Raw genomic sequence first — 13,352 nt, forward strand, 5'->3', positions numbered from 1 at the left:
TGTCCGTACGTACCGTCCCCCGCACCACCCACGCACCTACCCCCGCGAATTTCATGTCGAGCCATGTTGACGGGATCATCATGTCTCAATTTTCTCCAGTTTCCAGACTTGTGTCTTCTTGTGCGCATCCATTTTGCTTGTGATTTTCAGCTCATCCGAAGGTATATCCTTATTGCGACCAAGCCATTGCCCGAACTTCAACTTCCACTTGTCCGGATGGTCGTTTACAATCTCAGACATTGCTTCGTTGAGCTGGGGAAACATAAGTCGCCATGGCGCCGTGCTTGTCTGGTCACGCGCTTTAGTGACCAACTCGGCTGTTGACAACGACGTATCAATGCCGATGCACTCCGCCCACGCGCCGATCAACTTCTGACGCTGAATTCGCTTCGGGTCGTTACTGTGCATGCCTTCCATCGATGTTACGGGATCGGCGCAACCAAGCCAGACTAGTGCAGAACGAACGCTGTCAGACCAGCCTTCAAAACTGGCGAGGGGCGGCAATTTACCCGGCTGCCCGGCGAGCAAGTACGCCCGCACGATGATTAGGGCTGCGGTGATATATAGCTTCCGGTTGGCTAATATCGTATCGACCGGACGGCTGGCGAATTCACGCAATTCCGGGCGTTCAACCTTGGCGTCAAGGTTGCACAGAATTGAGCGTCGGATAAGGTCTTGTGAGATCGAGACGTTATTACCGTTGGCAAACATCGTTGCCCGATTGTCGATGGTGATCATTTCACTAGCGCCGAGTCGACGCACCTGAACTGTCGGGCGCTCAATGTATTGGCACAGCGACGCGCCGTTGATCATACCATTCATGTTGTCGATCGACACGATCGGCTGACCGAGCATCAGCAGGGCGCCCAGTCTCTTTTCTGCTTCCTCTTCCGTGTTGCCGTAGTTCATGACCGGACAAGCTTGTCCGCTGGCTACGGCTGTAATCGTGTCCATCAAATAGCTTTTGCCGGTACCGGGGGTAGCTGCGTTGGTGACATGCATCGGTGCTGTACTGAACAGACCGCGCACAACTGGTGTCAGGATACCAGACAGCGCTACCGACTTACTTACTTCGTCAACGAACGGAAATTCGTGCAGCAGATCGCGAAACAACTTGATCGCAAATTCCGCGTCCCAGCGGGTAGGCGCTTCTGGCATATTAGGTAGCGCGGGCGGGTTCATCAAGAACAGGCGCGTTGCTGCGTCGTAGCCGGGTTCGTTCAACAAGCTTCCGTCCGGACGCAAGGTCGGCGTGGTAAGCACACCTGACACGCGACGGAAGCGCCATTCACCGAACCGTGATTGAAGGATTTGTGCGGCCTGTATCGGCGGGTCGACAGGTTCTGCGCCCCGGTTACCGACCTTAGCCCAGGATGCAACACGAGACATATGGTCAAGCAGAACATGCATCGTCACTTCTTTAAGCTGTGCGACTTGTGTGGTGCGGCCCTTGGCTGCTTCCACTTCCTGCATGATCGGAGTAACAAGGCGCGGCCCGTTGGCATATAGCGGCGCCTCTTGTTCAATCAACACCGTCTCAACTGTCGTGGCTAGTTCGTGCAGTGGTGCCCCTACCGCAACGATCGGTCGTAGCGGGTCTGATGACTGTCCCCCGGATTCAGCCAGCGCGACCTGCTCGGCTGCTGCTGCTGCCAGATCGGCGCCCGAAGTCAGGGCCGGCTCGTGGGTTTCGGCTGGCTCGGCGCCGAGAAGATCGGCGGGGGTAAGCAGATGGGCGGTCATGACAGCAACTTTCGGGCTTGAGATATCGCCGGAAGCGCCTCAAAAGCTTGACCTGCTTGGGGTCGCTTTCGGGTGACGCACTTCCTGTTAGTACAACTCAGAGCGTCCCGCTGTCGCAAGCGGGGCGCTCTTCTCGTTTCTGGGTATCGGACGGCTGGTCCGAGACCTTGTACAGCCCGAAGGCATATCCGGGCATCACTTCAGCGACCAGCTTAGCCAAAGTATCAGCAGCTAAGTCTTCAGACTCACCGTTGATAAACCGGTGAATTGTCTGCGGAGCGCGCCCGATGTTCACAGCGATCCTATGACCCTTCAGCGGTGAATTGATGACCGCTTGCCGGATCGTCTCGATATCGGGGTGTCTCGAATTACGTTTCATTATAAGCCTCTTGCGCTGCACTTGCCCGGCGCTGGCCTTAACTTTCCGAAATCTGGCGCCACAAGCAAACGCCTAATTCTGCTAGGGAAAAACATGAGTTCGCCAGCCGGGTCAGGGCTGGCGAGAGGGCTGGTCGAGCTGCGACCGGGGGTGATCAGGGCACTAATGACAGCGCCACGGCGAAACACGCGAACCACACCAGCAACGGCGCGGAGCCAGTATTCGTCACCTTGATGCGATGAAATATGTACAGCGGGACGAAGATCAGACCGGCTACCCAATTGGGTTCAAACCCGGCCTCGCGACAGCGGCGAGTATCGGCGTAGCACAACGCCACGTATATCACCAAATTCACGACTGTTTGCAGCATAAAGAGCTTGTCGGCTGGCATACCGATGACCAGTTTTTCGGTGATCCGGTCGGCAAGGAGTCCGAAGATAGGCGATACCGCCAGTGCAAAGAAGAATGAATTGTCGATGGTGGTCGTGGTCTTGGTCTCGGTGATCGTGGTCATGGTGTGATTTCCTTGGTTGATGTTAGTTGGTTGCTTCAGGGGTCGCCCCCGGTGGTCAATTCGTCAGCACATTCCGTTTTGCCTCCGCGCTTCGCAGATCGCAGCACTAACGCGCTCGCGCTCTTCAAGTACTGGCTGATTACGTTCACGAGACAGCGTCAGTTCTTCATCAAACCGACGAATGCAGCGTTCATTGCGGTCCCTGCCCCGATCAGTAAAACCAGCGTTCTCTAAGCACGGAGACTCGATCAGGATGCGCTTTACCTGTTCCGGGTCGCCGCTGATCTTGTCTAGGTCGCCGAGTAGGTCGAGATAGTCTTCTGACCAGTTACCCTTCCGACCAGGACCGGCCATCAGGAACCGGTATGAGTGCCTGTTGATCCGCAGGAGCATGGCGACCACTTCGGCGTCAGTCAGGTCGAGCCGGCGCCCTAGCTCCGTCGTGCGGCCGAGAACGCTGAGCGCGCTGGTCAGCCGTTCAGCCTTGCCCCGCAGCACGCCGCGCCGCTCAAGATCGACCATCAGCGCAGGCAGAGCGTCGCCGACCAGCGGCAGGTCGCGGCCCGAACCGGGTAGCCGCCGACCGGTCAGCGCAACGAACTGGCGAGCACCATAAAACGACCCGCCGAACGCCAGTTCGTAACGCGGGAATGGCATGTGGCCACGTACGAAGATATGTACGCCGTTGCCGGACATGCTGGTTTCCATCCATGCGCCGACTTCGCACGCCCAGCGATAAATGCGGTTCATGAACTGATGCGCCGCTGACAGGCGCTCGGCCTGCACTTCGGGCGTAGCCTCTGCCCACCACCATGTTTTCGGTAGGGTGCGGGTCGGGTTGTCGAGGTCGATACAGACGATGTCGTCTTCGGGCGTGATGAAGAACCCCGGACCAACGAAATACTCGTTGGCTGGCGCAGCGCGTAGGTCGTCCCACGAACACCACGTTGTCGGGTCGTTGACCTTGGCCGGGTTGCGCGCGTCGGGCTGCTTGTACGGCGCCCACTTGTTACGTGCAGCGTACACCGAGAACGGGAATTTCTTCGTGGTGTAAAAGCACCACTGCGGGAGGGCACGCAGAGAAGCCGGGATGTTGTCCCACTGCGTAGCGCGCGCTGCGGCATTCACAGCGTCTTGCTCGGCTTGCGCCACCATCGCCAGCGCAGCCGCGTTCAGGTCCGTGCTCATGACTGCGGCTCGGTCCCGTCGACCTGAGCGATCAGGGCGCGGGCGGCAGCGATCAGCGCAGGCGGGACGACAGGCGCGGCGAGCGCAGCCTTAACGGTGTCCTTGATCAGGTCCGGTTGATAAGCCGCGCAAGCCCCGCGCTGCTTCTCGGCTCTGGCCGCTGACCACGCGTCAACTTCATGCTCAACCCAGCCGACCCGACGCGGCGACAAAACCACCTGTGCCGGGAATTGCTTCCGCTGCATGAGTTCGTACAGCGTGGTGCGAGTTAGCGCTGTGCGACGAAGCACTTCGGGTAAGCGAATAAAGGTATTCTGTTGCGACATGGCGTGGCTCCGTTGCGTTGGAGCCATAAATGGTCCGGGAAGGCTCGGGAAGTCAAGTTGAGTACCGGCGCTATGGAAGCAACGCGAGGTCTAATACTCTTTCTGCACTTTGCGGCGATACGTCTCTTTGCTGAAATATCGTGCCTAATACTACTTCACGGAAGCCCGATCGATACGCATCACGATGCAGGATCGAAGCGATACGCCTAAACGCAAACGGGCCGCCCGATAGGACGACCCGTGTGAATGCTGCCTCTATGTCTTCCCGGCTGATTAGCGCCGATACGTCTTCCGTGTGGTCATCATCCGAGACCCCCGTTCAAGCCCGGATCGCTACGACATTGCCACCGGGGGCAGCAGTGTCAGCCGTCGGGGCGCTAAGGAAATCTTCCCACGACTGCATCAGCCTGCGCCGCTTTTCGAGGGCGTCTGAGCGCCTGTAGGCTGCTTCAGTCTTGTCCTTCAGCCCGTGCGCCAAGGCAGCTTCGATCACTTCGCGAGGGAACGAAGTCCGGTCACCGGCCCAATCTCTGAACGACGACCGGAACCCGTGCACGGTGAGACCCGGCGCCATACCCTTCAGAAGCTCAAGCAGGGCCATGTTGCTCAGCCCGCGTGTCGCCTTCGCACCGCAGAAGAGATGCGCATTGCCGGCCTCCCTCGGGACCGTAGCCAGGATTTCGAGCGCCCGGTGGCAGAGCGGCACTCGGTGTTCCCTGCCCGCCTTCATACGGTTCGCAGGTATCACCCAGACGCTCGCGTTCCTGTCGATCTCGCTTTCCGTCGCGCCGATGACTTCGCCCGTGCGAGCGCCTGTCAGGATGCAGAATTCAAGCGCCCGCGCCGAGACGCTGGTCAGCTCTCGCAGCTTGGCGATAAACGCCGGCAGGTCGTCGACATTCATCGCCTCGTGATGCTTCACCTTCGCGATCTTCGCGCGGCTCGGCAGGATGTGGTCTAGGTGACCCTTCAGCCTCGCAGGGTTCTCGCCCGTGCGGAGATGCCTAGCCTTCGCCCAATCGAGCACCGATTCAATCCGACCCCTGACGCGTCCTGCGGTCTCGGATTTCGTCGTCCAAATCGGTTCGAGAATTTTCAGGACGTGCGACGTTTCAATATGCGCCACGTCAAGCGAACCGATCACCGGAAACGCGTAAGTGGTCAGCGTCGCTAGCCACTGCGCCCCGTGCTTCACGGATTTCCAGCCCGCCGAATGTGCGGAGATGTACTTCTCCGTCGCCTGCTTGAACGTCGTCGCCTTGATGACGTTCGCTACAGCTAGGCTGCGCGTGATCGCCCTCTCGTCAATCGGGTCAAATCCGTCTGCAACCTTCTGACGCGCCAGCCGGGCGCGCTCGCGTGCTTCTGCGAGCCCGAAGTCGATGAACCGGCCAAGCCCCATCTGACGCGCCCGGCCGTTAAGCTGGTACTTGAGTGACCATGACTTGGCGCCTGTCGGACCTACCTGTAGGTATAGTCCCGAACCGTCGTGATACATGCCCGGCTCAAGCGCCTTGGTTATCTTCGTCACTGACAGTCGATTGATTGTCTTAGCCATGTTGTCCCCCGGTCTGACCCATAAAGCACCCTCGGTTTTTGTCGGACGTTGCCGGACGACTCAAGTACTAATCTGAACCGAGAGTGCTTATGTTTGCTGGCCTTTTCAGACGTGACCGGACGTTACCGGATGAACACCATGACGCCACCCCTTCCGCCAGCACGCCTCCAGATCTTGGTGCCACCCTAAGGGTGTCGCAAGGAAAATCCCGCAGGCACGCCGATGGCAAAACGAGGTGCGTGAACGCCTCCTGGAACATCGTCGACGGCCTCCCGCCCCTCTGCCGCGCATTCTGCGGGCATGCGCGCATCTGCCCGCACTGCACCTCCCCGCATCCGCGCGAGAACCACCGGCCGGCTGGGAATGCGTCTAAGCCATCGGCAGCAGCCAAAGCGATGCTGAGTTCAGATGCGGTCCCGCGCTATGAGCGGGACCTGGTTCTCGGCCCGAAAGCAGACCTCGGCACATCGCGACGTCGGCGCTGCAGCCGGCGGCGCCGTTACGAAAGCAAGAGTATTCCAACGGTCATCGTGACGAGGGTCAGCGGCGCGCCAATTCTGAAATAGGTCCAGAAATCGATCGTGATACCCTCCTTGGCCGCGCGCTCGGCGACGATCAGGTTCGCCACGGATCCCAGCAGGGTGAAGTTGCCGGCAAGCGTCGAAGCCATTGCCACGACGATCCAGGCTCTCTGTGGCTCCTGCAACTGCTCGATGAAGGGTTTCAACACGAGCACGGCCGGAACATTGCTGACGAGATTCGACAGCACGGCAGTGACGCCGGTCAATACCGCGACATTGCCGAGGTCGAAATGCGCCGCCTGGGCGACGACATCCTTCGTCAGCACTGCATGTTCCAGCCCGCGCACGACGACGAAGAGGCCGGCGAACATAAGCAGCAGCGGACCGTCGATTTCGGCATAAACCTTTCTCGGTGCGATCCGGCGGGTGAGGAGAAGCAGCGCGGCTGCGCAGATCGCCACCTTTGCGACGGGCTGGCCCAGGAAGAACAACACGATCATCCCGAGCGCGACGAGCGCCGATTTGGCGGCCAGCCAGTTATGATAATGCGCCGGCACCGATACGCTCGGCAGCGTCTGCCTGGTGACGTATTCGCTGGGGTTGAGAGCTACGACGAGCAAGATCGTCAGGAGGAGGCCGAGCGCGGCGACCGGCGCCAACGCTCCCGCAAAAGCGCCATAGGAGATCCCCGACAGGTTGCCGATGATCATATTTTGGGGGTTGCCGGTGATCGTCGCCGTCGATCCGACATTCGAGGCGAGCGCCACGGCCACGAGATAGGGAACGGGGTTGCGGCCGAGTGCGCGTGTCAAGGTGATCACTATCGGCGTCATCACCAGGCAGATGGCGTCGTTGACCAGGAAGGCGGAGAGGACGCCCGTCGTCACCACGACCGCCGCCAGCAGCAGCGCCGGGTGGTGGGCCCTTCCGACCGCCCAGCCGGTGGCCATGCGGAAGAAGCCGGAGAGCCGCAGATTGGCGACGACGATCATCATGCCGAGGAGCAGCGCGATGGTGTCGAGATCGACGGCGCGGTAGGCCTCCTCCAAAGGGAGCACTCCGCAAGCGACCATGAGAGCGGCGCCGATGAGGGCCGCACCCGCCCGGTCGACGCGCAAGCCTGGCATCCGGCCGATGGCGATCGCGACATAGGTGACGATAAAGATCGCTATCGCTGCGATTTGCGTCGCGCCGAGGCCCCAGCCGGTCATCCGCTTACACTGCCCTTTCGCTGATCGCAGCCCCGGACGGAGCTGCGCCACGGTCGGTTGGAGGCTGATAGCTGCGTGTCTCGGGCATGGCCAGGAGATAGAGGACAAAGCCGCAACCGGCTATCGTGGCCAGCGTCAGGAAAGCTGCCGAATAGCTGGCCTCGACAATGATGACGCCCGCGAGCGAGGCCGAAAGCGAGGCGCCGACACCCTGGAACGTCGCGACCGCGCCCTGAGACACGTTGAAGCGGCCGGTACCGCGGGTGAGATCTGCCACGACGACCGGAAAGAGCGCGCCGAAGATGCCGGCTCCCACTCCATCGAGCGCCTGAACCGCGACCAGCCAGAACGGATCGTCGGAGACGACATAGAGCGCGCCGCGCAGGGCGAGAACGCCGAAAGCGGCGAGGAAGATCGGCTTGCGGCCCCAGGCGTCGGCCTTGGCGCCGACCATCATCGCCATCGGCACCATGACGCATTGCGCGATGACGATGCAGATGGCGATCAGGGACGTCGCCTGCTCCTTGCCGACCACATGTGTCAGCAACTGGCCGACGGAGGTCAGCATCGCGGCATTGGACAGGTGGAAGATGGCACAGAGCAAGGCGAACAGCATCAGGTGGCGGTTCTGCAGAAGCGCCTTCAGCCCGGAGGGCTGCTCGTCGTCGACCGTCTCGTCAAAGCCACGCGCGACATCATCGTCGATCTCTTTCTGCGGTACCAGCAGCATGGCGCCAATACTGAAGACGGCGAGCACGGCCATCAGCCAAAACACCACGATCGGGCCGAAGACATAGGCCGTCGCCCCGGCGATCGCCGCCGACACGGCGTTGCCGAGATGGTTGAAAGCTTCGTTTCGGCCGATGCGCCTGGAAAACAGCTTCGGCCCGACGAGGCCCAGCGTGATCGCGGCCAATGCTGGCGGAAAGACCGCACCCGCCACCGCCGCGACCGATTGCGTGCCGATCACGAGATAGAAATTGCCGATGAACGGCAAGGCCAGGCAAGACAGCGTCACCGCTACGGCCGAGGCGATGATGATCGCCGGCTTGTTGCGGCTACTGTCGATGAGCGCGCCAGCCGGCGTCTGAGCGATGAGCCCGACAATGCCGGCAATGGTCATGACGAGCCCGGTCGTCGCCTCGTTCCAGCCTTGTGCGGGGCCTCGCACGGCGATGAGATAGATCGCGAGATAAGGCCCCAGCCCGTCGCGCACGTCGGCGAGGAAGAAGTTCAGGGCGTCCAGGCCGAAGAGTGCCCGATGGGACGGCGAATGCTCAGCCGATTTTTCCGTATTGCCTGCCGGACTTCGCATGGGCACCGCTCGCTAGTGGAGAATCCGGGTGACAGCGCCGGCGCGAGGCGGCGATACAGCGCTCCCATCGGAAGGCGCCGCTTTAACATCGTGACCGCGCAATGGTTCCGACAGGCGCCGATATCGCTGAAAAAGCCGTCGCCGCGCCCGGTGCGAGGCCCTGATTCAGTCGTCTCGAGGCGGCGGACAGGGGACGCCGTCCGGAGGCCCCAAGGGCGGTGTGGGATCAGGATGCCGGACATGTGGCGGTGCTGGACAAGGAGTATGGTTGCGTTCCGCTAGGCGCGGAATTTGACGTGCACATGAAACTGAATGGATATGTCTTGGCATAGCGCCACCTGAAACGGCAGGGAGCGAATGGAGAAGCGGCAATATCTGGAACGGCTCGTTCTGAAGCTTGAAACGCATGTCCCCCTGCCTGCTGTCGAGAGGGAGAAGCTGCTGGATTTGCCGCTCACCTTGAAACGCTTCGAAGCCAGCCAGGACATCGTCAGTGAAGGAGAGGTCACGAAGCAGTGCTGCCTCGTCGCCGAAGGGCTCGTTTGCCGCTACAAGATTGTCGGCGATGGTGCGCGTCAGATCTTGTCGCTCCACCTCCCGGGCGACATTCCCGATATCCATTCGCTGCTCATCGAGCGCATGGATCACTGCCTGGGAGCGCTCACGCCGGCGATCGTCGGCCTGATCCCTCACGATGCCGTCCGAGCGCTCACGCGGGCATCTTATCGAATTTCCGAAGCGTTCTGGCGCGAAACGCTGATCGAAGCCTCGATTTACCGCGAATGGATGGTCGGCATTGGGCGCCGCTCGGCACCCAGCCGCATCGCCCACCTGTTCTGCGAGTTCATCACCAAGATGACAGCCATCGGCTTGTCAGACGGCGTGACCTGCAATCTGCCTTTGACGCAGCCGGAAATCGCCGATGCACTCGGCCTCTCCACAGTTCACATGAACAAGAAGCTTCGAGAAATCCGGGAGGCCAGGCTTGTCCGCATCCGGGCAAATCGCCTGACGGTTCTGGACTGGAAGGGGCTCTGCCGCTTGGCGGATTTTGATCCGGACTATCTTCATCTCCAGCCGGGCGCCGCCAAAATCGAGGGCGATTGAGGAACAGGTTGGCCTCGGCTGAATTAGGCAGGCATGCCGAGCTACTTCTTTCATACGCGCGACGGAGAGAAGCTCGAAATCGACGAGGAAGGCACCGATTTGCCCGATGACCAGTCCGCGCGAAATGCAGCCAAGGAACTGCTCGCCGCCTTGAACCGCGAAAAGCTGCCAAATGGCGACCACATGTCGCTTTCGGTCACCGTCGAGGATGCGGAGGGGACGGAAATCTACATGGCCAGTTTGCGCCTGGAGGGTCTTCCCGCGGCCTCAGATCCCAAGAGACGAGGTTGAAGGGCAGGCTCTGTACGCGGCCGCGCTCCAAGCCGATGCTCTCTTGTTGCGATCGCCACATCCACCTCTGCGCGATGCACAAGGATGAAGGCGTGGCAATGTCATTTGATATTGCTCTTGGCACTTTGATTGGCGCAGAGAGGTGAACCTCTCCCGCTGGTCCTCTGCATGCCTATCTCCCAGGCGTTCTTCCAACGCTCGAACGCCCTGCTTCTGGCCATCGGCATCGCCGTATTGGTCGTCATCGTCGCAACGTCGCTTTGGCTGACGACGGCAAGCGAGCGCTATTTCGGCGAGGTGACCGCGGCGCGCGCGGTGCGGAGCGCCACCGCCGATCTGCTGTCTCTGGTGCAGGACGCGGAGACGGGTCAGCGCGGCTACCTGCTGACGCGCGACGAGAGCTATCTTGCTCCCTACAACACGGCGTTCTCCCGGCTTCCGGACCAGCGCGCCCGGCTTGAACGGGCTGCAGCCAGGCTGCCCGAGATCGGCCCGATCCTGCAGCGGGTCGACAACGAGCTCGACCAGAAGATGACGGAACTTGCCGCCACGGTCGACGCGACCCGCAAGGGCGACACCGAGACGGCGCTGAGCCTGGTCCGCAGCGGCACGGGCAAGCGTTTGATGGATGATTTGCGCTCCGATCTCGCCGCGATTCTGGCGGTTTCGGAAACGGAACTCAGGGAGGCGATCGACGCGCAGGTCACGGCCTCGACCCGGCTGCGCTGGACCACGATCGTCGGGGCGCTTCTCATCCTGGCGATGGCTGGCGCGGCGAGCTGGACGATCATCAGCTACACGCGCGAACTTGTCGCCGCGCGCCGGGAAGTCGAGCTTCTCAATGCCGGCCTCGAGGAGCGCGTGCGCGAACGTACCGATGCGCTCGTCAAGGCGAACGAGGAGGTCCAGCGCTTCGCCTATATCGTAACGCATGACCTTCGGGCGCCACTGGTGAACATCATGGGCTTCACCAGCGAGCTGGAAGCGATGTTCAAGCCGATCGATGCCTATCTCACGGCCGGAAACGCAGCCTCCCCGGAGCAGAAGGCCGCGGCGCAAGAGGCGCTGAGCATCGATGTCGCCGAGGCGATCGGCTTCATCCGCTCATCGACGCGCAAGATGGACGGGCTCATCAACGCGATCCTCAAGATCTCGCGCGAGGGCGGGCGCGAATTGCGGGCCGAGAGCGTCGACCTCACCGCGCTCATCGAGACGGCGGCAGCCGCGGTCCACCATCAGGCCAGCGCGGAGGAAGGCGGCGGGATCGAGATCGATTCACAGGTTCCCCGCCTCGTCAGCGATCGCCTGTCGCTCGATCAGATCATGGGCAACCTTCTGGACAATGCCATCAAATACCGGGCTCCGGATCGCCCGATCCGGATATCCGTGCGGAGCCGACGGGAGCGCCGCGGCTGGGTGAAGATCGAAATCGAGGATAATGGACGCGGCATCGCGGGGACCGATCACGAGCGCATCTTTGAGCTCTTTCGCCGCTCCGGCGCGCAAAATACGGCTGGCGAAGGCATCGGCCTCGCCCATGTCCGCACGATGGTGCGCAATCTCGGCGGCGACATTGCCGTGCGCTCAGAACTTGGAAAGGGCACGACCTTTACCGTGACCCTGCCCCCCGACCTTGCGGCCTACAGACGGAGTGCCAAAGCGTGACCAATGGAACGCCCGTCTCGATCATCATGATCGAGGACGATGAAGGCCATGCCCGCCTCATCGAGAAGAACATCCGCCGCGCCGGCGTCAGCAACGAGATCATCCCCTTCGCCAACGGGACGGATGCGCTGAACTACCTGTTCGGCGCCGACGGCTCCGGCGCCGTCAGCGCCGGCCGCCAGTTGCTCATCCTGCTCGATCTCAACCTGCCGGACATGGGCGGCGTCGACATCCTCGAGAAGGTGAAGGCGAATGCCCATACCAGGCGCTCGCCGGTCGTCGTGCTCACCACCACCGACGACAGCCGCGAGATCCAGCGCTGCTACGACCTTGGCGCCAACGTCTACATCACCAAGCCCGTCGACTATGACGGCTTCGCCCATGCGATCCGCCAGCTCGGGCTGTTCTTCTCCGTAATCCAGGTTCCGGAAACACCATGACCCGCTTGCGTGGCCGCCGCTGATGCCGAACCGGCCGATCAACGTTCTCTATATCGACGACGACGCGACCCTGGGGCGGCTCGTGCAGCGAATGCTCGCGCGCCACAACTATGTCGTCGAGCATGTTGAGACTGCCGAGGCAGGCCTCTCGCGCGCAGAAGCCGGCGGGATCGATGTCATCATCCTCGACCACGATCTCGGCACGGCTTCCGGCCTCGATGTCCTCGCAGCGCTTTCCACCGACGCCGCTTCTCCGGCGATCATCTACGTTACGGCATCGTCGGAGCTGTCGATCGCGGTGACCGCGCTCAAGGCCGGCGCCATGGACTATGTCGTCAAGACGGTCGGCGATGATTTCGAGGTGCTGCTGCGGGCAGCGCTGGAACATGCCGTCGTCAAGACGCGCCTGACTCGCGCCCGCGAACAGGCGGAGCAGGAAGTCCGGGCGGCGCGCGACCGGGCGGTGACGCTGCTGGCCGAGGTCAATCACCGCGTTGCCAACAGCCTGTCATTGGTCGGCTCGCTCGTGCGGATGCAGGCCAACTCGGTCGAGGACCTCGGCGCCAAGGCAGCGCTCGCCGAGACGCAGGCCCGGATCACTGCGATCGGCAACCTCCATCGCAGCCTCTACACCTCCGACGATGTCCGCTCCGTCGATCTCGCCGGCTATCTCCGCTCCCTGCTGGAGGAATTCGCGCAGTCGCTGGCAGGCTCGGGCCAGATGCCGACGATCCGCTTCGAGGCGGAACCCGTGCTGGCGAAAACCGACAAGGCGATCTCGATCGGGCTGATCGCGACCGAGCTGGTCACCAACGCACTGAAATACGCGTATCCGAGCGGCAACGGCGAGGTTCGGGTGAGCCTCTCTGGCGACGGCGACAAGGTCACGCTCACGGTCGTCGACGACGGCGTGGGCTGGAGCGGTACGGGTCCGATCAGGGGAACCGGTCTCGGCAGCAAGATCGTCCGCGCGATGGCCAAGAGCCTCGCCACCGAGCTGCGCTACGAGGATACCGGCGGCCGTGGCACCCGTGCCGTCATGGACCTCTCGCTGGCCGAGCTGGCGCCTCCGCATTCCGACGCGGCCTGAGCCG

General features: G+C 61.8%; 13 protein-coding genes. 5 read left to right on the forward strand and 8 right to left on the reverse strand.

All coding sequences use genetic code 11. The features are described from left to right. Window positions 1-78: 78 nt before the first annotated feature. The 8 genes from AC1DDA_RS08440 to AC1DDA_RS08475 form a co-directional block, all read right to left on the reverse strand. Window positions 79-1,743 (reverse strand): hypothetical protein, encoded by a 1,665-nt coding sequence (locus tag AC1DDA_RS08440; RefSeq protein ID WP_476795421.1) that lies wholly within the window; start codon window positions 1,741-1,743, stop codon window positions 79-81. Window positions 1,744-1,840: 97 nt separating this feature from the next. Beyond that, window positions 1,841-2,122, reverse strand: coding sequence for a hypothetical protein (locus tag AC1DDA_RS08445; protein WP_476778504.1), 282 nt, complete (start codon window positions 2,120-2,122; stop codon window positions 1,841-1,843). Between the two features lie 154 nt (window positions 2,123-2,276). Next, on the reverse strand, window positions 2,277-2,636 hold the full coding sequence (locus AC1DDA_RS08450) for a hypothetical protein (protein WP_476778505.1): 360 nt from the start codon (window positions 2,634-2,636) through the stop codon (window positions 2,277-2,279). A gap of 63 nt (window positions 2,637-2,699) precedes the next feature. Continuing rightward, window positions 2,700-3,824, reverse strand: a complete 1,125-nt coding sequence (locus AC1DDA_RS08455; RefSeq protein ID WP_476778506.1) for a hypothetical protein — start codon at window positions 3,822-3,824, stop codon at window positions 2,700-2,702. Beyond that, entirely contained in the window at window positions 3,821-4,150 is a 330-nt protein-coding gene (locus tag AC1DDA_RS08460; protein WP_476778507.1) for a helix-turn-helix transcriptional regulator, read from the reverse strand. The genes AC1DDA_RS08455 and AC1DDA_RS08460 overlap by 4 nt, the downstream gene beginning before the upstream one ends. A 319-nt stretch (window positions 4,151-4,469) precedes the next feature. Beyond that, on the reverse strand, window positions 4,470-5,708 hold the full coding sequence (locus AC1DDA_RS08465; RefSeq protein WP_476795422.1) for a tyrosine-type recombinase/integrase: 1,239 nt from the start codon (window positions 5,706-5,708) through the stop codon (window positions 4,470-4,472). Between the two features lie 499 nt (window positions 5,709-6,207). After that, complete coding sequence (locus AC1DDA_RS08470; protein ID WP_476795423.1) at window positions 6,208-7,440, reverse strand: anion transporter; 1,233 nt, start codon at window positions 7,438-7,440, stop codon at window positions 6,208-6,210. 4 nt (window positions 7,441-7,444) lie between these two features. Continuing rightward, a complete protein-coding gene (locus AC1DDA_RS08475) occupies window positions 7,445-8,755 on the reverse strand; it encodes an MFS transporter (RefSeq protein WP_476795424.1) in 1,311 nt (436 codons plus the stop codon). Between the two features lie 357 nt (window positions 8,756-9,112). On the opposite strand from AC1DDA_RS08475, the gene AC1DDA_RS08480 reads away from it, so the two are divergent. The 5 genes from AC1DDA_RS08480 to AC1DDA_RS08500 all read left to right on the forward strand — a co-directional run bounded on the left by AC1DDA_RS08480 (window position 9,113) and on the right by AC1DDA_RS08500 (window position 13,348). Further along, on the forward strand, window positions 9,113-9,862 hold the full coding sequence (locus AC1DDA_RS08480; protein WP_476778511.1) for a Crp/Fnr family transcriptional regulator: 750 nt from the start codon (window positions 9,113-9,115) through the stop codon (window positions 9,860-9,862). A 33-nt stretch (window positions 9,863-9,895) separates the two neighbouring features. Then, window positions 9,896-10,153 carry a DUF6894 family protein gene (locus tag AC1DDA_RS08485; RefSeq protein WP_441513108.1) on the forward strand — a complete coding sequence of 86 codons (258 nt, stop codon included), beginning with the start codon at window positions 9,896-9,898 and terminating at the stop codon, window positions 10,151-10,153. 168 nt (window positions 10,154-10,321) lie between these two features. Then, window positions 10,322-11,818 (forward strand): sensor histidine kinase, encoded by a 1,497-nt coding sequence (locus AC1DDA_RS08490; protein ID WP_476795425.1) that lies wholly within the window; start codon window positions 10,322-10,324, stop codon window positions 11,816-11,818. 26 nt (window positions 11,819-11,844) lie between these two features. Next, entirely contained in the window at window positions 11,845-12,258 is a 414-nt protein-coding gene (locus AC1DDA_RS08495) for a response regulator (protein WP_441513506.1), read from the forward strand. Between the two features lie 22 nt (window positions 12,259-12,280). Beyond that, window positions 12,281-13,348 carry a histidine kinase dimerization/phosphoacceptor domain -containing protein gene (locus tag AC1DDA_RS08500; protein WP_476795426.1) on the forward strand — a complete coding sequence of 356 codons (1,068 nt, stop codon included), beginning with the start codon at window positions 12,281-12,283 and terminating at the stop codon, window positions 13,346-13,348. The last annotated feature ends 4 nt before the right edge of the window (window positions 13,349-13,352 follow it).

The organism is Allobosea sp. 10N428 (genome assembly GCF_056394545.1).

Bases quoted from the DNA above. Each gene is read 5' to 3' on its own strand.
- AC1DDA_RS08460 (WP_476778507.1), bottom strand. From the start codon at position 4,150: ATGTCGCAACAGAATACCTTTATTCGCTTACCCGAAGTGCTTCGTCGC.
- AC1DDA_RS08470 (WP_476795423.1), bottom strand. From the start codon at position 7,440: ATGACCGGCTGGGGCCTCGGCGCGACGCAAATCGCAGCGATAGCGATC.
- AC1DDA_RS08500 (WP_476795426.1), top strand. From the start codon at position 12,281: ATGCCGAACCGGCCGATCAACGTTCTCTATATCGACGACGACGCGACC.
- AC1DDA_RS08475 (WP_476795424.1), bottom strand. From the start codon at position 8,755: ATGCGAAGTCCGGCAGGCAATACGGAAAAATCGGCTGAGCATTCGCCG.
- AC1DDA_RS08455 (WP_476778506.1), bottom strand. From the start codon at position 3,824: ATGAGCACGGACCTGAACGCGGCTGCGCTGGCGATGGTGGCGCAAGCC.
- AC1DDA_RS08445 (WP_476778504.1), bottom strand. From the start codon at position 2,122: ATGAAACGTAATTCGAGACACCCCGATATCGAGACGATCCGGCAAGCG.
- AC1DDA_RS08490 (WP_476795425.1), top strand. From the start codon at position 10,322: ATGCCTATCTCCCAGGCGTTCTTCCAACGCTCGAACGCCCTGCTTCTG.
- AC1DDA_RS08495 (WP_441513506.1), top strand. From the start codon at position 11,845: ATGATCGAGGACGATGAAGGCCATGCCCGCCTCATCGAGAAGAACATC.
- AC1DDA_RS08480 (WP_476778511.1), top strand. From the start codon at position 9,113: ATGGAGAAGCGGCAATATCTGGAACGGCTCGTTCTGAAGCTTGAAACG.
- AC1DDA_RS08450 (WP_476778505.1), bottom strand. From the start codon at position 2,636: ATGACCACGATCACCGAGACCAAGACCACGACCACCATCGACAATTCA.
- AC1DDA_RS08485 (WP_441513108.1), top strand. From the start codon at position 9,896: ATGCCGAGCTACTTCTTTCATACGCGCGACGGAGAGAAGCTCGAAATC.
- AC1DDA_RS08465 (WP_476795422.1), bottom strand. From the start codon at position 5,708: ATGGCTAAGACAATCAATCGACTGTCAGTGACGAAGATAACCAAGGCG.
- AC1DDA_RS08440 (WP_476795421.1), bottom strand. From the start codon at position 1,743: ATGACCGCCCATCTGCTTACCCCCGCCGATCTTCTCGGCGCCGAGCCA.